Here is a 23,199-nt window from a genome sequence, read left to right as displayed (position 1 = left end):
TTTGTCAAATAAAAAGGGCGATTTAGCATCGCCCTCAACCTTTTTTTGTGCAATTTATAGCTTGTTATAGCTTGCACGCACCGCCTTCACAGCCATCATCATTGATGCTATCGACGCCACCTTCGACAGCCACGCCGTCAAAGTCGTCCAGTAGATTGTCCAAATCATCAAAATCAACATCAAACTCGTCTGCCATCTGCTCGCTCATCGCCTACTCCTACTTAAGTGATAAATTTAAATTCGTCTAAGGTTCGCCTAAGATGGTGCTACCTGCCACAAAATTCAAGGTGCAATCGCCACCGCTGATAAATCCACCGTCGCCCCCGTCCACAGCTCAAAGGCAAGCTTGGCTTGATGAATCAGCATCCCGAAGCCATCGGATGTGCCTGCACCTTGATTGGCAAAATGTGCCAAAAATGCCGATGGCTTGCCGTACATCATATCATAAGCAAAATCCGCTGTGATACGCCCAAAATCCATCGACTGACCTGTGGTGGTCGCCGAAGTGGCATTGATGATGACATCAAAATGGGTGTCTTGTTGTAGTTCATCTAAACTGTGTGCAGATAAATTTGGGTGATTAAAGTCTTGTACAAGCTGTTCGGCTTTGGCAAGGGTGCGATTATAAATTGCCAAGTGCGCCCCTTGATGCAGTAGGGGCAAAATCGCCCCACGAGTCGCCCCACCTGCGCCCAAGATGGCGATTTTTTTATTAGTTAAATCAATACCTTGACTCAATAAATCTGACACCAAGCCACGACCATCGGTATTATCGCCGTATAGCTTGCCATCACGCACCATTAGGGTATTGACCGCCCCTGCCATCTTGGCATCATCGCTCAATGCCCCTGTACTATGGCACAGCTGATGTGCAGTTTCCTTAAAAGGCAAAGTGACATTGGCGCCCACGCCACCACCAGCAAAAAACGCCTGCACCACCGCTTCAAAGCTGTCCTTGTTATCAGGACAAAACTGCCGCTGATAGCAGATATCTAGCCCGACACTCTCGGCGAAGGCATGATGGATTTGCGGACTTTTTGAGTGATTAATCGGATTGCCAATGACGATAAAATGCTGCATGAATGTATCCAAACAAAAAAATCGGACAAAAATGTGCCATCAGTGTCGCTGATTTTGGCAAAAATAGCAAGGGGAAGTAAAGCTTTGGTGGGTATCTGTGTTAGAATAATCCACAAATACGCATCATGGAACCAGTATGAGCACCGATACCACCGCCCAACCACCAAAGTCCAAACGCACTTGGCTGATTGCTGCTGTCATCTTGGCGGTGGCGATTGTGCTGTTTTTGACCTTTCGTCCTGTGACTCCTGCCGAGAGCGTGGTGGCAGATGATGGCAAGCCAAAGGTTTATGAGCCTGTGGTGTATGACACGGCGACTTGGCAGAGCTTGCCCAAGTCAGCGACGGATGCCGAAGGCTTGATGGCAGAGCTTGGGGCGGCTGCGACCACTGAGCCTGCGCTTGATTATTATGGCAATCAAGCCGAGCGTTATCGCTATAGTGCGGGGCATGAGCCACCGCTATATGCCATCTTATCCGATGGACTGCTTGAAGTGGTGTGGTATTATCCTGCACCGACTGATGATGACAAGACTAAAGCACAGGCGATTGACTTTGCCAAGCGTGTCTATCACATGATGGGCAAGCTTGATGGCGAGCAGGGCACGGCGGTGGTCGCACAGATGCTACAGGGCAAGGCGGTGGCACGGCAGGCACTTGGCAAGATGCGACTGACCTATGCCAAGTGCCAAGATTATCAATGCAAGCTTATCTTGGCAAAGTAGGTCTATCCAGATGGCAGCGATAACTACTGCACAGAGCATGACTTATCCACTGACCAAGCGGACGTTGGATGTGATGCAGATGCGTGCCTTTGCTTATGGCGATGGGTTTTTTAGCACGATGGGCGTGCATGATGGGCAGATTGTGGGTGTCGATGGGCACCGCTTGCGTATCACCAATTCACTGTCGGCATTTGGGATGCAGATGGATGTCGATGGGCTGATGGTACAGCTGGGTAAGCGTGCCAAGCAGATGCAACACGGCATCATCAAAGTCATCATCTCTCGCCAAGCGCAGGCGGTGCGTGGCTATGGTTATCTACCGACAGCAGATGGCATGGTGGCGATGGCGGATATTCGGCTGATGCCATCGGCGCTATACGCACAGCATCAGTGGCATGATGGCATACCGATTGCACCAAGTATCACCATAACGACGCTGACGAGCACCATCGGTCATCGCACGGCACGCTTGGCAGGGTTAAAGCTGATTGCCTGTCCTGAGCAAGTGCTGGCACACGCTGAGCTACTCGCGCGTCAGCAAGCAGGTGATGACAGTGATGATGGGCTGATTGCCAATGTACATGGGCAGTGGGTCTGTGCGACGGTGGGCAATATTTTTTATCAATTGGATGGGCATTGGTACACGCCACCGGTGGATATCTCGGGCGTGGCAGGCGTGATGCGTCAGATGGTGATGGCAAAAGCAGTGCAATCGGACAAAGCTGTGCAAGAGCGGATATTGTCCGACGATGATTTGCCAAAGCTACAAGCACTGTGCATGACCAATGCCGTGCGTGGCATCGTCCCTGTGGCACAGCTTAAGCTGGCAGGGGCTATCAAGCCATTGCAGATGGTATTGCCGATTGGGGATTGTGAATGATGATGTCGGTAATTTACCTTATGAATATACTTAATAAAAAAGACTAGCCAATCATATCAATTATGAGTAGAATATAACATATATTGGCAATCCAATAGATATCTTTCGCTCAACATTTAAAAAGGATGGCTAAAATGTTTAAAAAGCTTGTTTGTGCATCATTACTATCACTTGGCGCTTTGTCTGCGACAGCGGCAAATGCTGGCGGTAAAGATGGTGATATGTGTTACTCTATTTATGAAAGCACGGATGCGGATTTTCGTTGCTATAAATTATTTGATAAAAAACCTGTAACTGTACATGATATTTATCAACTAGGCTATCAAGTGGTTGCTATGCAAAAAATGAAAAGCTCATTTCTAATCATTATTGAGAAGCAAGACTAAACCATCCAAGAAATTGCACAACCCCCAAGCTATACAGGTTTGGGGGTTTGGTTTTAAAATTGGGATGTGTATTATCCAAACCACCACCATTCTTATTAGCTACAATTTTTGGATGGCAAGGCGTGGGGGATATTTGGTAAAATGGGGCAAATTTTTTTTATGAGTTGTCCCGATGGCAAAATCACCCAACACTTCCAAATCAGCCAAATCTAGGCAAGCCAAGCAGTCCAAGCAGTCTGCCAAATCAATCATCATCGCCATCATCGCTGTGCTATTGCTTGGCGTGCTGGTGCTGTATCAGACGATTTTTGCCAGCAGTCAGCACCCTGAGATGAACTTGAGCGTCAAAAAAGGCGATACTTATTATAGCCTGCTTGCCAATGAGTCTTGGTCGGGTGCGGCGCTGTCGTTGTCGCCAGTTGCCAAAGCGTATTTGGCACTGATGGCAAATAAGCCACTACAAGAAGGCGAATACACCATCCCAAGCGGGGCAAGCCTAGCGACGGCGCTCGGTATCCTACAACAAGGGGGCAAGACCGAGCAAGTCACCATCCGTATCATCGAAGGCAAGACGGTCAAGGATTTGTACCACGCCATCAAAACCACCGACGGCGTCAAGCTTGAGCTACTCACACCGCCTGCTGATGGCTATGCATGGACGGATGTCGCACGAGATAATGAAGCGGTGGCAAAGGCGTTGGGGATTGAGTCGCCTAATGGCAATCTAGAAGGCTGGTTTGCGCCCAATACATATCATTTTAATAAAGGCGTCAGCGACAAAGCCATCTTACAAAAACTGTACGACGACCAAAAACGCATCCTAGATGATGCATGGCAGGGCAGAGACCAGAACCTGCCTTATCAGACGCCATATGAAGCGCTCATCATGGCAAGTATCATCGAAAAAGAAACAGGCATCAAGTCCGAAAGAACGCTGGTGTCATCGGTATTTGTCAATCGTCTGCGTCAAGGGATGCGCCTACAGACCGACCCGACCATCATTTATGGGCTGTTTGACCGCTATGATGGCAAGATTTATCGCAGTAATATCAACGAAAAAACCGCTTACAACACCTATCAAATCGACGGCTTGCCACCGACGCCGATTGCCCTGCCATCAGCCGAAGCTATCCGTGCTACTATGCATCCTGATGCATCCGATGTGCTGTATTTTGTGGCGACGGGCAATGGCGGGCATAAGTTTAGCAAAACGCTAGATGAGCACAGCAAAGCCGTTGCTGAGTATCGTGCTGTGATGGCACAAAAGGAAGGTAGCCAATGAACGCACGATTTATCAGCTTTGAAGGCACAGAAGGCGTGGGCAAGACCACAGCCATCGACGGACTGTGTGAGCGTCTAGCAAGTCGTGGCATTGATGTGGTGCGTACTCGTGAGCCGGGGGGTAGTGCTTTGGCGGAGCATTTGCGATCGATTTTTTTGGATCCAAGTCGCACGATTGATGCTGACACCGAGATTTTGCTGATGTTTGCGGCTCGTGCCGATCATGTGCATCAGGTGATTTTGCCGGCATTGCAGGCAGGTAAATGGGTGGTGTGCGATCGGTTCTTTGATAGCACGGTGGCGTATCAGGGCTTTGGGCGTTTTGGCGGTGATGCCAAAGCGCTCAATAAGATTGAGATGCTGATTGAGTCGTTTGTCCCCGTCATGCCAGATACGACGCTATGGCTGGATTTGGATGTTGCCACAGGCATGATGCGTGCAGGTAAGCGTAGTGTGGCTGACAGGCTTGAAGCCAATGATTTGGCGTTTTTTGAGCGTGTGCATCAGGGACTTTCGTATCAGCACAGCAAGCACCCACAGCGTATTCATCGTATCGATGCCGATGGCACAGTGGCACAAGTGGCATCTCGTATCGATACGGCACTTGGCTTGTAATGGTTTGTGAGCTGACAGCAAGAATTGTTGGATTATGGCAAGAAATTGTCGCCAAATCTCACTTGACGGTAAGATAGAATTTTAGGATACTAAAATTTTCTAAATCAAAACGATTATCAAAGTCATCTACCGTCCGATGGGCTGATGCTGTCACGCTGTCATTGATTATGTCAATTCAACAAGGACGATACGACATCTTGGGATAGATTATGAAAAAAACAACATTGGCACTGCTGCTTGGTACAAGCATAGCTCTACCTATCGGCACATCCATCACTGCCATCATGCCGACGGCGGCATACGCATCAGTCGGTGTGGATTTTTCGGATTTGGTCGAGCAAGCATCGGCAGGCGTGGTGCGTGTCAGCATCACCAAAAAAGTCGATAGTGAGACGCTTGCCACCGCCCAAGCCATCGAAATGCTCAAAGATTATCTGGGTAACAGTGCCAATCTGCCACAGATGCCTGTGGTGGAGCAGGGCTATGGCACGGGATTTTTTATCAGTCGTGATGGTTATATTTTGACCAATCATCATGTCATCAAAGATGCCGAGCGTATCACCGTGACGCTAAGCGACCGCACCGAGCTCGATGCGCGCTTGATTGGCAGTGATGAGAGCTCAGACATCGCCGTGCTCAAGGTCGATGGCAATCAATATCCTGCCCTGCCTGTTGCCAAGACAGACACGCTCAAGGTTGGTCAGCCTGTGCTTGCCATTGGCTCGCCGTTTGGCTTTGATTATTCGGCATCGGCAGGGATTGTCTCTGCCAAATCTCGCAGTATCCCAAGCGAAGGCTCTGTGCCATTTATCCAAAGTGATGTCGCCCTAAATCCCGGCAACTCAGGCGGGCCCTTGTTCAACCAACAAGGCGAAGTCGTTGCGGTCAATTCGATGATATTTAGCGGTACAGGCGGCTATATGGGGCTGTCGTTCTCGATACCGATTGCCACAGCGATGGATATTTATGAACAAATCAAAACCACGGGCAAAGTCACCCGAGTACGTATGGGCGTGACGGTGCAGGATTTGGACCGCAACTTAGCAGAAGTCTATGGGCTGCCCAAGCCACAAGGGGCGCTATTGACCCAAGTCGCCCAAGACTCTCCTGCCGAGCGTGCAGGGCTACAAGTAGGTGATGTGGTGCTCAGTTTCAATGGCACGCCGATTGGACTTGCGCATGAGTGGTTTGATTTGACCAATAAAGCCAAGCCAAATCAAGACTTTAGCCTAACTTATCTGCGTCAAGGCAAAACATATACTGCCAAGGGCAACTTTGGCGAAGCACCTGCTGATGTCGCCGCCGAAGCATCCAGCCAAAGCGATGGCGTGCGATTGGGCTTACGCCTGCGAGAGCTATTGCCAAGCGAGCGTCGTTCATTGAGCTATCAAGGGGCAAAAGGTGGTGTGATGATTACATCGGTGGATTTGGTGGGTAATGCATCCAGAGCAGGCATCATGGCAGGTGATGTGATTGTTGGGCTGAATAATTATGCCGTCACGGGGGTGGATGACTTTGCAGATGTGGTGGCAGCTTTACCAAAACAAGGCGTTGTCCCTGTACAGCTGATTCGTCAAGGCGAGCCTGCCATCATCGGTATGCGGATTGAATAATTTTTGATGTGGGTTAAAAATTTGCTATAAAATTATCATCCAAATGTGATAAACTAAAGCGTACCGCTTGCTTGCCAAGCCCAAGTTTATTTTAGATTTTGCATCAAGGCTTTTTATGACAGACGCATATCAAGACATCAAGTCCAAGTTACAAGGGGCAATCACTGCCCTAATCACCCCGATGACCCCAGATGGTGCGGTGGATTATGACAAGCTTGCCAGTCTGATTGAGTGGCAGATTGCCGAAGGGATTCATGCCTTGGTGGCGGTCGGTACGACGGGCGAATCAGCGACTTTGACGATGGCTGAGCACAGTGAAGTGATTCGCTTTTTTGTCAAGCAAGTGGCAGGCCGAGTGCCAGTCATTGCAGGTACAGGGGCAAATTCTACCCACGAAGCCATTGAGCTGACGACACACGCCAAAGCAGCTGGTGCTGACTGTGCGCTGCTTGTTGTGCCTTATTATAATAAGCCGACCCAAGAAGGAATGTATCAGCATTTCAAAGCCATCGCCGAAGCGGTGGATATGCCACAGATGCTATATAATGTCCCAGGGCGTACCGTCGTCGATATGAACGAAGAGACGGTCAATCGCCTAGCTGACATCCCAAATATCGTCGCCATCAAAGATGCTACAGGCGATGTCGAGCGTGGCAAAAGCCTAATCAAACGTGTCAGCGATCGTATCGTCGTCCTGTCAGGCGATGATCCAACAGCGCTTGAGATGATTAAATATGGTGCTAAAGGTGATATTTCGGTGACTTCAAATGTCGCACCAAAAGCCATGAGCCAAGCATTTGCATTGGCGCTAGATGGCAAATTTGATGAAGCGGCGGCGATTCATGACACCATCAAGCATCTGCACCAAGATTTGTTCATCGAATCAAGCCCACAACCGACCAAATACGCCCTGCATAAGATGGGCAAAATTGATCAAGGCATCCGCCTGCCATTGGTTTGGCTATCGGAAGCTTACCACAGTGTGATTGATGACGCATTGGTCAAAGCCAAGCTGATTGAATCCTAAGACTTTGGATTATTTATGAAAACTTTAAAGCTAACAGCAGGTATCATGGCAGCTACCATCGCATTGACAGGCTGCAGCGCCACCAAGAACCTACTTGGCAAGCGCGATAATGGCAGTCTGGATTATCGCACTGCCCAAAAGATTGACCCAATCAAATTGCCAGCCAATCAGCCATCTGCCGAGTTTGTGCCACTGTATCAGACACCGACAGTCACAGGCGATGTACCGGCATTCACCAACGAATCAGGCAAGCAATACGCCTTGCCAAAGCCGCCAAGCGTGCGTTAATACCCCAAAAGTGCGATGTGATGTGTCGCACTTTTGTACTTAAAACCTGACCATTTTTTGATGTTTGCAACTTTGAGAGCTCCCATGGAAAAACAAGCACTACTTTATACCGGCAAAGCCAAATCTGTCTATGAAACCGCTGATCCTGATTTTTTGGTATTGCATTTTCGCAATGATGCCAGCGCATTCAATGGCGAGAAGATGGCAAGCCTTGACCGTAAAGGTATGGTAAACAATCGCTTCAATGCTTTTATCATGCAAAAGCTTGCCGAAGCTGGCATCGAGACGCATTTTGAAAAGCAATTATCAGACGATGAAGTCTTGGTAAAACGCCTAAAAATGATTCCTGTCGAAGCGGTCGTGCGTAACTATGCCGCTGGTGGCTTGATGAAGCGTCTGGGTCTATCAGAAGGCTTGCCACTATTGCCACCGACTTATGAGCTGTTTTATAAAGATGATGCGCTTGGCGATCCGATGCTGTCAGAATCAACGGCGATTGCGCTTGGCTATGCCACACCTGATGAGCTACGCCAAATGCAAGAGCTGACCCTAAAAGTCAATGAAGTGCTATCAAAGCTGTTTGATGATGCAGGCTTGATGTTGGTGGACTTTAAGCTAGAATTTGGTCTATTCCACGGCCGTGTGGTGCTTGGCGATGAGTTCTCACCAGATGGCTGCCGTCTGTGGGACAAAGAAACCAAGAAAAAACTGGACAAAGACCGCTTCCGTCAAGGTCTAGGCGATGTCGTCGAAGGCTACGAAGAAGTAGCTCGCCGTATCGGTGTGCCACTAGAATAAGCCCAATTTTACAATCTGACAGGGTGGATGCAAATTCGCCCTGTTTGTTTATCCGTCCATTATTTTGCAATCGCTATGTATTTTCAACTGTATAAAATCGTCACCTACATCCCTGAGTCTGCCCTAGAAACCGTCAAAAATGCCATGTTTGAAGCAGGGGCAGGACACTATGGCAACTATTCGCACTGCTGTTGGCAGACGCTTGGCGTGGGGCAGTTTCGCCCGCTTGATGGCTCAAATCCAAGCATTGGCGAAGTGAACCAAACCACCACTGTCTCTGAATGGAAAGTGGAAATGATCGTCCCTGAAAACAAGCTGTGCGATGTAGTACAGGCTTACAAGGATGCGCATCCGTACGAAGTGCCTGCGTATGAAGTGTATCAGACGGTTGATGTTGAGTCAGATTAAGACATCATCAAGCTGATATGACAATCAGCCCCCAAGTGGTTTGCTTGGGGGCTGATTGCTCTCATCAGGCGATAGATTATTTTGGCTCAACCAAGATTTTGACTTGGCTTTTTTCTTTAACCAACGCTTCAAAGCCTTCTTCAACGATATTTTCAAGCTTGATGCGTTTGGTGACTAGCTTGTCTTTGCTAAAGTAGCCTTGTTCCATGAGTTTAAGTACCGCAGGGAATACATCACGATAGGCGATGATGCCTTTGACGGTTTTTTCTTTGATGACGATTTCGTTAGGATGGATAGATGCTTCACCTTCCCAAATGCTGACAATTACGCACTCGCCGTCATTTTTGATGGCTTCAATTGATTGCTTAAGCACTGGGGCGACGCCTGTGACTTCAAACGACACATCTGCACCGCCATTTGTTAGGCGTTTGATTTCGGCGACGGTATCGACTTTGGTTGGGTCGATGACGATAGCGCCAAGTTCGGTTGCTTTGGCTTGGCGTTCTGGTGATAGCTCAACGGCATAAATGTCAGACGCACCAGCAGCTCGCAAGGCTTCGATGACAAGCAGTCCAATCGGGCCGCAGCCAAAGACCGCAGCGGTGTCACCAGCTTTTAGCTTGCTTTGGCGGACGGCATATAGGGCAACAGCGGCAGGCTCGGTCAGTGCGCCTTGCTCGTAGTCGATGCTGTCAGGTAGCTTGTGCACAAGCTCGGCATCCACCACACAAAATTCAGCAAAACCGCCATCTGCCATTAGACCGACAAAGCCTAGATTTTCATCTAGGTTATATTTGCCTGTCAAGCCATTTTTGGCAAGGATAGGCTCGACAGTGACACGGTCGCCGACCTTGATGCCTGTAACATCGCTACCGACTTCGACGATTTCACCGGCGAACTCATGACCCATGGTGATTGGGGCTTTTTGACCTGAGTATGGATGGTTGTCTTTGGTAGGGATAAAGATTGGGCCGCCTAAGTATTCGTGCAAATCAGAACCGCAGATGCCTGTGTATTTGACGGCGATTTTGACTTGATGGGCTTTTGGGCTTGGTATTGGGGCGGTTTCGACACGGATATCACGCTGACCGTACCAGCGAGCGACTTTCATACTCATAGGAAATGTCCTTTGATTTATTTAAAACACACCGACAAAATCATCGGTAGTACTTAGGTTGGGTGCATTAGGATATTTATCAAGGGTGGATTTGGTGCTAGGTTTATGCGTATATGGAATAATTAAAAATATGACTATAATTATCCTATCTTAATAATCAGTATTGAGATGATTGATGACTGATGTATCAATAAAAAAACGGTGGCTATTACACCACCGTCTATATCATTCGCTATCTTTGATAAGCTTAGTCATTTGACTCACCTTGCCAAAGCCCTTTGGCAGGGCTGCGCCACGAGTAGCACGCTTGCCAGTATAATTGGCGATGTCATTGGGCTTTAGCGTCAAGGTGCGCTTGCCTGCGGTAATGACTAGGCTGTCATCTGCCGATAGGCTTGCGATGGCGGTGATGGTCTCATCGCCTTTGAGATTGACAAGCTTATTACCTTTGCCTTTGGCAAGCTGTGGCAACTCATCAAGTGGGAAAATCAGCAGATTACCATTAGAGACGCTCACCGCCACAAGCGTATCGCTCGCATCCATCACCGCCACAGGTAGTAGTGTGCCATCGCCTAGATTGATGCTGGCTTTACCAGCTTTTTGGGCGGTGTCAAGGTTATTGATACTATTGACAAAGCCGTAGCCCGTGCTGCTTGCCATGATAATATTGTGTGGCGTGCCAAATAGTAGCTGTTCGATTTTGCTGCCGCTGGCTAGGTTTAACAGGCTGGTAATCGGGTCGCCTTGACCACGAGCTGATGGCAGATTGACCGTATCCAGTCCATAGCTACGCCCTGTGTTATCTAGCAAAATCAGGCGTTCGGTCGATTTACCAAGTGCGTGGGTCAAATAGCCATCGCCAGCACGATAGTTCATCTCGCTTGGGTCGGTGCTGTGTCCTTTGGCAAGGCGAATCCAGCCTGCTTGCGAGATGACCACCGTCACAGGCTCGGCGCTGATGAGCTCGGTGGCTTTTAGACTGGTGGCTTCATCACGCTCCACCACAGGCGATCGGCGCGCATCGCCATGCTCTTTGGCATCGGCGGTCAGCTCATCGATGAGTAGGGCGGTCAAGGCATCCGGATTGGCAAGCTGTTCGGCAATCACCGCACGCTCGGCTTCTAGGCGGTCACGCTCGGCGTTGAGTTCGATTTCTTCGAGCTTGGCAAGCTGACGCAGTTTGATGTCCAAGATGGCATCGGCTTGGATGTCCGATAGTCCATAGCGATTCATCAGCTCAAGCTTGGGATCGTCTTCTTCACGGATGATGCGGATGACTTCATCGATGTTCAGATAAGCAATCAATAGACCTGCCAAGATATGCAGTCGTTTGTCAATCTTATCCAAGCGGTGATTGAGCCTGCGGATGACCACGCCACGACGCACCGACAGCCATTCAGATAGGATGGTTTTTAGGTTTTTGACTTCAGGCTTGCCATTGACGCCGATCATGTTCATATTGACCCGAAAGCTGGTCTCAAGGTCGGTATTGGCAAATAGATGCCCCATGATTTTATCAATCTCAAGCTTGCCTTTTTTGAGCTCAATCACGATACGGCACGGATTGGCATTGTCCGATTCGTCATTGGCATCGACGACCCAAGGCAGTTTCTTATCGTTCATCAATTTGGCGATTTGTTCGATGATTTTGTTGCCAGAGACTTGATAAGGCAGGGCATCGATGACGACGAGATTTTTTTGTTTTGGGTCGATGTGATAAGTAGCACGCATCTTGTAGCTACCACGACCAGTCTCGTACATGGCGACGAGCTCATCTTTTGGAGTGATGATTTCGGCGGTGGTCGGCAAATCAGGCGCAAGGATGGTCTGGGTCAGCTGCTTAACCGACAAATCAGGGTTCTTTAATAGGCGGATACAGGCTTTGACGACTTCGTTCAGATTGTGCGGTGGGATGTCTGTTGCCATACCGACAGCGATGCCTGTGGTGCCGTTTAATAAGATATTAGGCAGACGAGCAGGCAAGGTGACAGGCTCGGTCAATGAGCCATCAAAGTTATCTTGCCAATCCACCGTACCTTGCTCAAGCTCGGTCAGTAGCGTATTGGCATACTGGCTCATCTTGGCTTCAGTGTAACGCATGGCGGCAAAGGATTTTGGGTCATCAGGACTACCCCAGTTACCTTGACCGGTGATGAGCGGGTAGCGATAGCTGAACGGCTGTGCCATCAGCACCATCGCTTCATAGCACGCAATGTCGCCATGCGGATGGTATTTGCCCAGCACATCACCGACGGTACGAGCGCTTTTTTTGGGCTTGGCGGTGTGGCGTAGCCCAAGCTCGCTCATGGCATAGACGATGCGTCGCTGTACAGGCTTGAGCCCGTCAGCAATGTGCGGTAGCGCACGGTCCATGATGACATACATGGCGTAGTTGAGATAGGCGTATTCGGTAAAGTCGCTTACCGAGCGGGTATCGATGTGCGTGGTCATAATAGGGTATCAATCAGAAATAATCGACTATGATAGCAAGTTTTATCAGCGTTAGGCAATGCCAAACCGACCGATTTATAAGCAAATACAACAAAAGCAATGACCGTCAAGCCATTGCTTTTGTTGGGTAAATAAAATATTACAGGGCTTGCAATGAGCTTTCCATACGCTTGGCAAGCTGTACATCACGGCTTTGGACAGCAGATTGTTCTGCATCGCCGATACGCACGCTCACGACATTGTAGTCATGTTGCCACACTGGATAATGCTCAAGGCTTTGGGCAAAAAATGACACACGCACCATAAAGCTCATCGCCGTGGCAAAATCTTCAAAAGTATAAGTCTTAATCAGGCTGTTGCCGTCACGAGACCACCCCGGTAGTCCGTCAAGCTGTAGGGCGACTTGGTCAGAAGTTAGACTGCTCATAGTATTTCCTAAAAAAATAAATCAGAATGTGGCTTATTTTAGCACAGATTGATATTGGGTGTGCTTATTTATGTAATGCGCAACAAAAGAACAGCTTGGCACGACTTTCTTATCATGCTTGATGGCATAATCTAGGGCAAATTTGGTCAATGCCGAGCCGATGCCACGACCGCCAAGTGCGCTTGGGACGATAGTGTGGTCATAAATCAGCGTGTCATCGCTAGCCACTTGATAGCTCAGATAAGCGGTGATGCCATCGATGGTGGTCTCAAAGCGTTGTGCGGTGGTGTTGTGGGTGATGGTCATGGTCATGGTGCGTCCTTGTTGTATCACTGTCTTTTGCATGATAATACAGTTTTTAAATAATGTAAATGGGTGGGGCGTTTTGCCTTCTTGTTATTATATGATATGCTAAGCCAAAGTATATCCAGAGCAGACACTCATGACACGAGCCTATTATAGCAATCAAATTTCCGATTTTCTTGATGAAGGCCAAAAAAGTATTTTAGGGAAATTGGCAGCAAATCATCGTCATCAAGTCCTAGAACATGCCCAGAACAGTGCATGGCAAAGACAGATTGCGATACTAAAAGCCCAATTGGCCGGACTAGAAGGGCAGATTTATTTTGAATTTGCTATTCCGCGTATGGGCAAACGTGTGGATAATATTGTGATATTAGGGCGGCAAATTTTTGTATTGGAATTTAAAATCGGTGCAACCTCTTATGACAAACAAGCCATCGAGCAAGTCATTGATTATGCACTAGATTTGCATCATTTTCATGAGGGTAGTCACAAGATTACCTTAATCCCTGTGCTGATTGCCGAAAAAGCACAGGCGAAAGTGATTGATGCAGATAAACTTCAACAAGCACGTGATTTGCGCTCGGCCATTTGTGTCAATGCAGAAAACTTAGGCCAATTTTTACATTCATTTCCGCATCAGCCCTTACTAAATGTACAAAAATGGGAACAATCGGCGTATAAACCCACGCCAACGATTGTAGAAGCGGCACAAGCTTTGTACCAATCGCATGATGTGCAAGAAATTACCCGTTCTGATGCAGGTGCAGAAAATTTATCCATCACCGCACACCGTATCAATCAAATTATTGAGCAAGCCAAAGCCAATAAACAAAAAGCCATTTGTTTTATTACAGGCGTGCCGGGTGCTGGTAAAACGTTGGCAGGGCTTAATATCGCAAATCAGCGCTTGCAAATGGCAGAGGATGAGCATGCTGTTTTCTTGTCTGGCAATGGCCCGTTGGTAAAAGTACTACAAGAAGCTCTAGCAAGAAATGTGGCTGGCAAGGACAAAAGTAAAAAAGAGGCGCTCAAAGAGACCAAAGCTTTTATTCAAAATATTCACCATTTTCGTGATGAGTATTTAAAAGACACGCAAGCGCCAACCGAAAAAGTGGTGGTATTTGATGAGGCGCAGCGCGCTTGGAACAAAGAGCAAGCCAGTAAATTTATGAATCAAAAACGCGGACAGAGTGATTTTAATCAATCAGAGCCAGAGTTTTTGATTGATGTGATGAATCGCCATCAGGACTGGTGCGTCATCGTGTGTCTGATTGGTGGCGGCCAAGAAATCAATACGGGCGAAGCAGGGCTTGGCGAATGGATGATGGCGCTCAAAGAACATTATGCTGATTGGCAAGTGCATTATTCAGAGTTAATCGTCGATGAAGCCCATTATTTGTCAGATTTATCATTAAAACACTGGTTGCAAGAACGCGGGCAAGCGCACCCTTCTTTGCATTTGGCAGTGTCAGTGCGTTCGTTTCGTTCAGAAAAAGTTTCTGCTTTTGTTCATGCGCTATTGGCGGGGCATGAGCAGGCAAAGGCTCTTTATCAAGAAATTTCATCACAGTATCCTATTGTCTTAACTCGGGATTTGACAAAAGCAAAATCTTGGCTGATTGAGCAAGCCAAAGGCAGTGAACGTTATGGCTTGATTGCTTCATCGGGTGCGCGTCGTCTAAAAGCGCTTGGTGTGAATGTCAAAAATGAGATTGAAGTCGAACATTGGTTTTTAAATGGTAAAGATGATGTGCGCTCGTCGTACTTTTTGGAGGATGTGGCGACTGAATTTGACGTGCAGGGGCTTGAGCTGGATTGGGCGTGCGTGGCATGGGGTGAAAATTTTTATTATCACAATGGGCAATGGCAGTATCAAAATTTTAAGGGCAGTAAATGGCAAAATGTCAATAAAGCGGACGATAGGCAATATACCCAAAATGCCCACCGTGTACTACTGACACGTGCTCGGCAAGGTATGGTAATTTGGATTCCTGAAGGTAGCAGGGCAGACGATACTCGCAAACCGTGTTTTTATGATGGGACTTATCAATATTTGCGTTCGTTGGGCATTGGGGAGTTATAATTTATTCTCCAAATTCCTTAATTCCTTGAATAATTTGACAATGGTCAATATCAGCAGAATGACAATTGATAATGCCTTCAAGCAAGGCTTTGATTTTTTGACATTGCTCGATTTGATGGTCAATTTGGGCAAGGCGCTGTTTGGCAAGCGTATCAGCGATTTGACAAGGGTTACTTGGATTGGCTTGCAAGGCAAGCAGTTCACGGATTTCATCAAGACTAAAGCCAATAGCACGGCACGCCTTAATAAACTGTAATTCATTGAATTGCACTTCACTAAATACTCGATAGCCATTAGTATTTCGCTGTGCAGGTGTGATTAACTTTAGCCGTTCATAATAACGAATGGTTTCAAGATGAACGCCACTTAATTTGGCTAGTTCGCTCATTTTATACATCATTTCCCTCTTGACTCCGTAGCTACTACAGGGTTTATAGTATATCTCATCACATGATGACTTGATAGGGGAATGATGATGGCTTGTACATCTTGCTCACACGACACACATGATAAACAGCTTTCGCCACGTTATAAAAAAGCCTTATGGATTGCTTTAGGGCTAAATTTGGCGATGTTTGTCATTGAAATTATGGCAGGGATTAACTCAGGGTCGGTGTCCTTATTGTCCGACAGCTTAGACTTTTTTGGCGATAGTGCTAATTATGTGATTAGCTTGATTGTGCTACCAATGGCGTTATCTTATCGTGCCAAAGCTTCTTTGCTTAAAGGGGCGACAATGGGCGGGTTTGGCTTATTTATCTTAGCAACTACATTGTATCGCCTGTGGTATGGTGAAGTTCCTAGCCATAGCGAAATGAGTATTGTCGGTGTACTTGCTTTGTTGGCGAATTTATCAGCACTTTGGGTGCTCTATCATTTTCGTGATGGCGATAGTAATATGAAAAGCGTTTGGCTGTGCTCTCGTAATGATGCGATTGGCAATGTAGCAGTGATTGGGGCAGGCATTGCCGTATATTTTACCAGTTCAAAATATCCTGATTTAATCGTAGCATTTATTTTGGCAAGTTTGGCGTTAAGTGCTAGTTTTACCATTATTAAACAGGCACTAGGGGAATTGGGGGATTTATCCACATCACCATAACACCAACCGCCCAATAAAAAACACTCTAAAATCGTTGCCAATTTTAGAGTGTCCAAGTAGGATAATCATCGCTACTTATTCATTGCTGTCTTTTTCAAGCTTGTCTTGTAGGCGACGCAGATAGCGAGCTGCTGCTTCTTGACCGCCCAGACCGAATGACAGAGCAAATGCCACCGCCACAGCGCCAAGCGTTAGACCAAAGGCAAGATTGACGATGCTGTCAGCGATACCCATCGCTTTTAGACCCATCGCTAGTACCAGACCCATGATTAGGACTCGGACGATGTTGGCTAGGAATTTTGAGCCTTGTTCAGAACGCTCAACCACACCAGCGATAAGATTGGCAAGCCAAAAACCGATGGTCAAAATCACCGCACCTAGAATGATTTGGCTGCCAAAAGCGATAAACATAGTCACGATGTCACTGATTTGACCAAAGCCAAGCAAATCTGCCGCTGCGATGATGGCAAATAGCATCGCAAACACAAGCACGCCACAGCCGATGACATCAGACAGTTTTTTGGTGCCTAGCACGTTTTGTAGTCCGATTTTATTTGGTAAATCATCCAGTTGGGTGTTGGCAACCAAGCCTTTGATGACATCAGCAACCAAACGCACGACCAAGAAAGTAACGACAAGCACCGCCAATGCTGTAAAGACATTTGGCAATGACTCCATCACTTTGTTCAGCATATTGGTGGCAGGGCGTGAGATAGACTCAACTTTTAGTGCATCCAGTGCTGCAATGGTAAATGGCACAATCGTAAGCAAAAATACCACCGAACCTGCGATATTTGGCAGATTATTTTTGCTATCGACACCAGCTTTGCTAACTAGCGCCTGAATGTTTAGGCGTGAGACCACCGTTGTTACCATGCTGCGGACAATCTTGGCAACGATAAAGCCAATGAACATCACAAAGCCTGCCAACATCGCATTTGGCATAAAGGCAAAAATCTTATCAATCATATTGGTCAATGGGGTGAATAGCCCATTTAGACCCAGACGACCCACGACCATAGTCAGTACAATCAGCAAGATGAACCAATAAATCAAGTCAGCGATAATGCCACTGATAGGCTGAATGCCTGCTTCAGAAGAGAGTTTGCTATCTAGCTTGGTTTTGGCAAGTGCTGCTGCCAAGACACGACGGATGATACCTGCAACGAACCAGCCGATTGCAAGGATAATCAAAGCCCCAATGATTGAGCCCAATGGACCTTGTAGGCTTTGGTTTAAAATGGCGATTTTTGAAAAATCCATACCATTGCTCCAAATTCATAAAAAATCAATAAAAAAGTTCTTATCAATGATGGGGAATGCCCATGCAATGTGTTATTCCATTTTAAACCACAAAAAGAGAAAATCATTGATAAAAACCGCAAAGTTTCGCAGATTGTAACACCAAATTGGCAATTGTTTCGCCTACTGTTAAACTATATTCACAAAATTAACAATATTTATACAGCGACCACAATAAAATCGGCGTTTTTGATGGCGAAATGCTGAATTTTTTGCTATTATTGGCACACATTTTTGTATTTCTTTTTTCACCATTTTTGAGAATTTTTTTATGAAAAAACATCTATTGGTTTCTGCAATCGCTGCGGCATTGGTTTTGACTGGTTGTAATAAAGATAAAGAAGCTGCATCTGCTACTGATGCCAAAGCCGAAAAATCAACGGTCGTGACCGAAAAAAGCACCGAAATGGAAAAAGTGAGCTACTTGCTTGGCTTTGGCGCAGGTCAAGAAGCCAAAACAATCGATGAAGCGATTGATTTGGAGATTTATAACAAAGCACTAAAAGATGGCTTTGAAGGTAAAGAAAGCGCATTGACCGAAGAGCAAGCACAAGCGGTCATCACAGCGTATCAAACTCGCAAAACCGAAGAAATGAAGAAGAAGTTTGAAGAAACTGCTGCCAAGAACAAAACTGATGGCGAAAAATTCCTAGCCGAAAATGCTAAGAAAGAAGGCGTAAAAACCACCGCATCAGGCCTGCAATACAAAGTCATTACTGAAGGTAGCGGTAATTCACCAAAAGCAACCGATACTGTTATCGTGAACTATGAAGGCAAGCTGATTGATGGCAAGGTATTTGACAGCTCATATGAGCGTGATATGCCAGCACAATTCCCGCTAAATCAAGTCATCAAAGGCTGGACTGAAGGTATCCAGTTGATGAAACCGGGTGCCAAATATGAATTTTATGTCCCATCGGCACTGGCTTATGGTGAGCAAGGCAACCAAAACATCGAGCCAAACAGCGTGCTGATTTTCACCGTTGAGCTACTAAACGATGCACAAATCAAAGAAGCTGAAGCTAAAGTGAAAAAAATGATGGAAGAGCAAGCTAAGGCAATGGAAGAAGCACAAAAAGCCCAAGCTGCGACCCAATCAGCCGCCGAAGCTAAGCCGGCTGAAGCTGCCAAGACCGAGAGCAAATAATCCTAGCTGATATGTTGCGATAAAATCCCTGAAAAGTACATTTTCAGGGATTTTGTTTTGGGTGATTTTGGTGAATTGACAATTGATACTTATTTATTCAGCCATGCAATCAGCTCATCAACCGGCGGTGCGCCGTAGATATATTCACCATTTGGCTTGATAATCATTGGCGTGCCACGCATATTGAAGCTTTTGGCAACAATCATATTGCTTGTCATTGGGGTTTTGCACCAAGCACGAGCCGGTGGCTGGATGTTGTATTGCATCAAGTTCAAAAAGGCTTGATTGCGGTTTTTGCTACACCAGATGTTTTGGCTATTATCGCTACTGCCAAAATAATTGACCAGATATTTATTGACCGTGATGTTGTCAATGCGGGCAAGATTTTGTTCAAGCTTACGGCAGTAGCCGCAATTGGGGTCGGTGATGACAGAGAATTTGACGCCGCCTTTACCAGTTTTAAACACCAAAGCGTTTTTTGGGTTCAGTGCTTGATAATTCACCGTATTGGCAAGTGCAGGCAATGTGGTCAGTAGCAGTGCACCCAAGCCAAGCTTAAGTAGTGGTTTCAGTCGTGGTTTAACAAGTGTCTGTGTCATCATCATTCCATGTGTTAAGACCGCCCATGCATGAGCGGTCGGGTAGAATTAGAGTTGTTTTTTTAGAACTTTTGAATTACGGCTGTGGTCATACACCGCTTGACGCTCGGCAGGCAAATCATCGACCGCCACTTCACTAAAGCCCTGCTCAACGAACCAATGCGCCGTGTGTGTCGTCAGGGCAAATAGCTGATGGCGACCGTGACTGCGCGCCTGCTGCTCCAAGAATGCCAATAAATCCGCACCACGGCTGCCTTTGCGATAGTCAGGATGGATGGCAAGGCTTGCGACTTCGGCTGACTGCTCATCAAGCGGATATAGGGCAGCGCAGCCTAGGATAGTGCCGTCTCGTTCGATGACATTATAATATTCAATCTCTTGTTCGAGACGCTCTTGGGTGCGACGAATCAAGATGCCTTGTTCTTCAAGTGGCTTGAGTAGTTCTAATAAACCAATCACATCATTGACAGTGGCACGGCGAATCTCTTCGTATGGGTCGTGGCTAACCAGCGTACCCGAGCCATCACGGGTGAACAGCTCTTCGATCAGTGCGCCGTCTTTGGCATAGCTGATGATATGCGTGCGGTGCACACCTTCACGGCAGGCAGCGGCGGCACAGCGTAGGAAATGAGTAATCTCTTCTTGGTCATTGCGATCACGCAGTAGGCGATCGACTTCGTTTGGGATCATCTCATGCAATAGGCGACCATCACGGCTGATGATGCCATCTTCTTCACCCAAGAAAATCAGCTTATCAGCACCTAGTGCTACTGCGGTGCGTAGAGCGACATCTTCGGCAAGCAGATTAAAAATCTCACCGGTGACCGAAAATCCTGTCGGCCCTAGGATGACAATGTGGTTATTGTCCAGATTGTGGCGGATGGCATCGACATCGATAGAGCGGACTTCACCAGTCATCTGATAATCCACGCCATCACGGATACCAAAAGGGCGAGCGGTAACAAAATTACCCGAAATCGCATCAATGCGAGAGCCGTACATTGGTGAGTTGGCAAGTCCCATCGACAGCTGCGCTTCGATTTGTAGGCGGATTGAGCCGACCGCTTCGAGCAGAGCAGGCATCGCTTGCTTTGGCGTGACACGCACATCATCGTGGATATTGGTGGCAAGCCCTTGTTTAATCAGGTTTTGTTCGACTTGTGGGCGTGCGCCATGCACGAGCACAAGCTTAATTCCTAGACTATGTAGTAGCGCAAAATCATGAATCAAAGTGCTAAAACCATCACGAGCGACCGCTTCACCACCAAACATGATGACAAAAGTCTTGCCACGGTGGGTGTTGATATAAGGGGCAGAATTACGGAACCAATGAACATGGTTGAACTGTGATTCGGTGGCGGCGGTGTGTGTGGTAATTGGATTCATGTCGTAGCTCCAAGTGGCTCCAAATTGGGCAAAAATGCAAATTTTTCTTATGGGTACATTTATGAGAAAATAATCTTGATACGATAACAAAGTTTTGGGATTCTGCCAAGTTTTTTGGCGGATATTTGATGGATAATTGCCAAAATTATGACGCATTTTGGGGGATTATCAAAAATATGCCAAGAAATTTGCCAAAATCCGCCCAATTTACCATAAATAAACAGTTGAACGGTTCGCCATTGCCCAAAGCTGTGATATGATACGGGCAATTCATTTGACTGATTTATAGTTTATAGGACACGCTTATGAAAGCTTATAAGATTCTAGCAATTACCACTGTGGCGGCGACGTTAGCAGCGTGTGGCGCAATGCCAAGCACCAAAACAGCAACCACAGCTACCCCAGCACCAAGCGCATCAAAAGCAAGCGCCGCAGCAGTAACGAGCGTACCTGCTGGTGTCGATGCAGTTGTCAATGCCTTTGTGGTGCGTACAGTTGATGGTCAAGAGACGCTTGAGCCTGTAACGGCAGCCACCGCCATCAAAGCAGGTGATGTGGTAGAATATCAGGGTCTATTCACCAACAAAGGTGCTGACCGTATCCGCAATATGACAGTAACACTCAGCCTGCCTGAAGGTGCGGTATTCACCGGTCAAGCCGACCCTGCACTGGGCGCGCTAGCGAGCGTTGATGGCGCACGTTTCTTGCATATGCCTATCCGTGCCAATGTCAATGGCGTGGTACAAAACCTACCATTTGAGCAATACAAAGCCTTGCGCTGGACCATCGAAGAGATTGGTCTGGGCGGTACAGCGGTTGTTAAATACCGTGCGACCATCCGCTGATTGATTGCTTGCTTGATTGATTGGCAATGATGCCAAATAACCGTCCTGTTGGGCGGTTATTTTTTTGCCAAAAAAAGTAAATTGGCTTGGCAAAGTAACGATAGCATTACCGAACTGTTATCATATTGTATAAAAATAATTTGCAAATAAAAAACATTCTTATTTGGTTTGAATCTTGGCTATCTGTGCATTATAATGGCACGGCAAATTTGAGCGAACTTGGCAAGTGATACTTGTTCATTGGCTCAAGCAACGATTAATCATAGGGGTAATTATGAAAAAGCGTTTATCACTGGGTTTGGCGGTCATGATGGCACTAGGTTTGGCTGCTTGTGGCGAGTCAAAAACCGAACAAAACAACGAATCAGCCCAAGCGACCCAAGCCGATGCCCAAAGCACCGAAACGGCTGCACCAACAGGTGATGTCACCATCAAGACAGCCACCGGTGATGCGACCATTGCGGGCAATCCACACCCGCTGGCAGTGTATGACATGACAGCCATGCAGAACCTTGCTGTGCTTGGCGTGGCGGTCGAAGGGATGCCATCTGAGCTACGCTTGACCAACCTAAAAGCGGCGAACACCCCAGATTCAGCAGAAATCGGCACTGTGCTAGAGCCGAATCTTGAAGCACTGAACGCCCTACAACCAAAAGCCATCATCGTCGGCTCTCGCATGGCAGAAAAAGCCGAAGAGCTTGGCAAAATCGGCACAGTACTGAACTTAACCATCGACACCAAAAACCCGTACGAAGCCACCAAGCAGCAGCTGACTGACTTTGGTAAGCTATTTGGTAAAGAAGCCGAAGCGACCACTGCCATCGGCGACATCGATGCGGCAATCGCAGCCGCCAAACAAGCGGCGGCAGGCAAGGGCAATGGACTTGCGATTATGGTGAATGGCAATAAGCTGTCTGCCTATGGCGACAAATCTCGCTATGGCTTTTTGCATACGGCGTTTGGTATCCCGATGGCAGATGCCAATATCGAAGATGCTCGCCACGGTCAGCCAATCAGCTTTGAATACCTACAAAAAGTCGATCCAGATTGGCTATTTGTCCTAGATCGTGGTGCAGCGATCGGCGAAGAAGGTGAATCAGCTGAAGTGGTGCTAGATAATCCACTGATGCACGGCACTAAGGCGTGGAAAAACAAACAAATCGTCTATCTAAGCCCAGACAGCTATTTGGCATTTGGCGGTTATTATCAATGGCTCAATGACGCCCAAATCGTTACCGATGCGTTCAACGCCAAAACTGCACAATAATCCCAAGGATGGCAGGTGTGATACTTGCCATCTTTTGTTTTGCTGATATTTTCCGAGTAGTTAGCCA

The 23,199-nt window shown here is 47.2% G+C and carries 25 protein-coding genes; 15 read left to right on the top strand and 10 right to left on the bottom strand.

The genetic code is table 11. The features are described 5' to 3' along the window. Positions 1-64: 64 nt before the first annotated feature. Positions 65-208 (bottom strand): hypothetical protein, encoded by a 144-nt coding sequence (locus tag B0680_RS10875; RefSeq protein ID WP_169835335.1) that lies wholly within the window; start codon positions 206-208, stop codon positions 65-67. 74 nt (positions 209-282) lie between these two features. Further along, positions 283-1,080, bottom strand: coding sequence for a shikimate dehydrogenase (gene aroE / locus B0680_RS07815; RefSeq protein ID WP_078254543.1), 798 nt, complete (start codon positions 1,078-1,080; stop codon positions 283-285). Between the two features lie 136 nt (positions 1,081-1,216). Between aroE and B0680_RS07810 the strand changes: the two genes are divergently transcribed. The 10 genes from B0680_RS07810 to B0680_RS07765 all read left to right on the top strand — a co-directional run bounded on the left by B0680_RS07810 (position 1,217) and on the right by B0680_RS07765 (position 9,100). Then, positions 1,217-1,804, top strand: coding sequence for a hypothetical protein (locus B0680_RS07810; protein ID WP_078254542.1), 588 nt, complete (start codon positions 1,217-1,219; stop codon positions 1,802-1,804). 10 nt (positions 1,805-1,814) lie between these two features. Further along, the gene (locus tag B0680_RS07805) at positions 1,815-2,684 is read left to right on the top strand and encodes an aminotransferase class IV (protein ID WP_158078314.1); all 870 of its coding nucleotides are present in this window, start codon (positions 1,815-1,817) and stop codon (positions 2,682-2,684) included. Positions 2,685-2,818: 134 nt separating this feature from the next. Continuing rightward, positions 2,819-3,070 carry a hypothetical protein gene (locus B0680_RS07800; RefSeq protein ID WP_078254540.1) on the top strand — a complete coding sequence of 84 codons (252 nt, stop codon included), beginning with the start codon at positions 2,819-2,821 and terminating at the stop codon, positions 3,068-3,070. A gap of 172 nt (positions 3,071-3,242) precedes the next feature. Beyond that, a complete protein-coding gene (gene mltG, locus B0680_RS07795; protein ID WP_169835334.1) occupies positions 3,243-4,352 on the top strand; it encodes an endolytic transglycosylase MltG in 1,110 nt (369 codons plus the stop codon). Continuing rightward, the gene (tmk, locus tag B0680_RS07790) at positions 4,349-4,966 is read left to right on the top strand and encodes a dTMP kinase (RefSeq protein WP_078254539.1); all 618 of its coding nucleotides are present in this window, start codon (positions 4,349-4,351) and stop codon (positions 4,964-4,966) included. The genes mltG and tmk overlap by 4 nt, the downstream gene beginning before the upstream one ends. Positions 4,967-5,250: 284 nt before the next feature. Beyond that, the gene (locus B0680_RS07785) at positions 5,251-6,579 is read left to right on the top strand and encodes a trypsin-like peptidase domain-containing protein (RefSeq protein WP_407662012.1); all 1,329 of its coding nucleotides are present in this window, start codon (positions 5,251-5,253) and stop codon (positions 6,577-6,579) included. Between the two features lie 115 nt (positions 6,580-6,694). Beyond that, on the top strand, positions 6,695-7,606 hold the full coding sequence (gene dapA, locus B0680_RS07780; protein WP_078254537.1) for a 4-hydroxy-tetrahydrodipicolinate synthase: 912 nt from the start codon (positions 6,695-6,697) through the stop codon (positions 7,604-7,606). A gap of 15 nt (positions 7,607-7,621) precedes the next feature. Then, complete coding sequence (locus tag B0680_RS07775) at positions 7,622-7,894, top strand: hypothetical protein (RefSeq protein WP_078254536.1); 273 nt, start codon at positions 7,622-7,624, stop codon at positions 7,892-7,894. 84 nt (positions 7,895-7,978) lie between these two features. Next, positions 7,979-8,692 (top strand): phosphoribosylaminoimidazolesuccinocarboxamide synthase, encoded by a 714-nt coding sequence (gene purC, locus B0680_RS07770; protein WP_078254535.1) that lies wholly within the window; start codon positions 7,979-7,981, stop codon positions 8,690-8,692. A gap of 87 nt (positions 8,693-8,779) precedes the next feature. Further along, positions 8,780-9,100 carry an NGG1p interacting factor NIF3 gene (locus B0680_RS07765; RefSeq protein WP_078254593.1) on the top strand — a complete coding sequence of 107 codons (321 nt, stop codon included), beginning with the start codon at positions 8,780-8,782 and terminating at the stop codon, positions 9,098-9,100. A 76-nt stretch (positions 9,101-9,176) separates the two neighbouring features. On the opposite strand, the gene B0680_RS07760 is transcribed toward B0680_RS07765, so the two are convergent. The 4 genes from B0680_RS07760 to B0680_RS07745 all read right to left on the bottom strand — a co-directional run bounded on the left by B0680_RS07760 (position 9,177) and on the right by B0680_RS07745 (position 13,407). Further along, a complete protein-coding gene (locus tag B0680_RS07760) occupies positions 9,177-10,217 on the bottom strand; it encodes a 2,3-butanediol dehydrogenase (RefSeq protein ID WP_322853490.1) in 1,041 nt (346 codons plus the stop codon). 225 nt (positions 10,218-10,442) lie between these two features. Beyond that, positions 10,443-12,668, bottom strand: coding sequence for a DNA topoisomerase IV subunit A (gene parC, locus B0680_RS07755; RefSeq protein WP_078254534.1), 2,226 nt, complete (start codon positions 12,666-12,668; stop codon positions 10,443-10,445). Between the two features lie 139 nt (positions 12,669-12,807). Then, a complete protein-coding gene (locus tag B0680_RS07750; RefSeq protein ID WP_078254533.1) occupies positions 12,808-13,095 on the bottom strand; it encodes a 4a-hydroxytetrahydrobiopterin dehydratase in 288 nt (95 codons plus the stop codon). A 33-nt stretch (positions 13,096-13,128) separates the two neighbouring features. Beyond that, positions 13,129-13,407, bottom strand: coding sequence for a GNAT family N-acetyltransferase (locus B0680_RS07745; protein WP_228143776.1), 279 nt, complete (start codon positions 13,405-13,407; stop codon positions 13,129-13,131). Positions 13,408-13,537: 130 nt separating this feature from the next. Between B0680_RS07745 and B0680_RS07740 the strand changes: the two genes are divergently transcribed. Continuing rightward, complete coding sequence (locus B0680_RS07740) at positions 13,538-15,484, top strand: DUF2075 domain-containing protein (RefSeq protein WP_078254532.1); 1,947 nt, start codon at positions 13,538-13,540, stop codon at positions 15,482-15,484. A gap of 1 nt (position 15,485) precedes the next feature. On the opposite strand, the gene B0680_RS07735 is transcribed toward B0680_RS07740, so the two are convergent. Then, positions 15,486-15,872, bottom strand: coding sequence for a MerR family DNA-binding protein (locus B0680_RS07735; RefSeq protein WP_228143775.1), 387 nt, complete (start codon positions 15,870-15,872; stop codon positions 15,486-15,488). Between the two features lie 84 nt (positions 15,873-15,956). Between B0680_RS07735 and B0680_RS07730 the strand changes: the two genes are divergently transcribed. After that, positions 15,957-16,586, top strand: coding sequence for a cation diffusion facilitator family transporter (locus B0680_RS07730; RefSeq protein ID WP_407662010.1), 630 nt, complete (start codon positions 15,957-15,959; stop codon positions 16,584-16,586). Positions 16,587-16,661: 75 nt separating this feature from the next. Here the strand turns inward: B0680_RS07730 and B0680_RS07725 are convergent, their stop codons facing one another. Continuing rightward, a complete protein-coding gene (locus tag B0680_RS07725) occupies positions 16,662-17,849 on the bottom strand; it encodes a mechanosensitive ion channel (protein WP_078254529.1) in 1,188 nt (395 codons plus the stop codon). 310 nt (positions 17,850-18,159) lie between these two features. On the opposite strand from B0680_RS07725, the gene B0680_RS07720 reads away from it, so the two are divergent. Further along, a complete protein-coding gene (locus tag B0680_RS07720) occupies positions 18,160-19,035 on the top strand; it encodes an FKBP-type peptidyl-prolyl cis-trans isomerase (protein WP_078254528.1) in 876 nt (291 codons plus the stop codon). Positions 19,036-19,124: 89 nt separating this feature from the next. Here the strand turns inward: B0680_RS07720 and B0680_RS07715 are convergent, their stop codons facing one another. Together B0680_RS07715 and argA are read right to left on the bottom strand one after the other, a co-directional pair. Beyond that, positions 19,125-19,634, bottom strand: coding sequence for a DsbC family protein (locus B0680_RS07715; RefSeq protein ID WP_158078313.1), 510 nt, complete (start codon positions 19,632-19,634; stop codon positions 19,125-19,127). A 48-nt stretch (positions 19,635-19,682) separates the two neighbouring features. Beyond that, positions 19,683-21,020, bottom strand: a complete 1,338-nt coding sequence (gene argA / locus B0680_RS07710; protein ID WP_078254526.1) for an amino-acid N-acetyltransferase — start codon at positions 21,018-21,020, stop codon at positions 19,683-19,685. Positions 21,021-21,325: 305 nt separating this feature from the next. Here argA and B0680_RS07705 point away from each other — a divergent pair, with 305 nt between their 5' ends. Together B0680_RS07705 and B0680_RS07700 are read left to right on the top strand one after the other, a co-directional pair. Further along, complete coding sequence (locus tag B0680_RS07705) at positions 21,326-21,865, top strand: hypothetical protein (protein ID WP_078254525.1); 540 nt, start codon at positions 21,326-21,328, stop codon at positions 21,863-21,865. A gap of 274 nt (positions 21,866-22,139) precedes the next feature. Further along, the gene (locus B0680_RS07700; RefSeq protein WP_078254524.1) at positions 22,140-23,132 is read left to right on the top strand and encodes a siderophore ABC transporter substrate-binding protein; all 993 of its coding nucleotides are present in this window, start codon (positions 22,140-22,142) and stop codon (positions 23,130-23,132) included. Positions 23,133-23,199: the final 67 nt, after the last annotated feature.

This window comes from Moraxella pluranimalium (genome assembly GCF_002014825.1).
In the GTDB taxonomy this organism is placed as follows: Bacteria; Pseudomonadota; Gammaproteobacteria; order Pseudomonadales; family Moraxellaceae; genus Moraxella; species Moraxella pluranimalium.
This window is presented reverse-complemented; position numbering and strand designations above follow the sequence as displayed.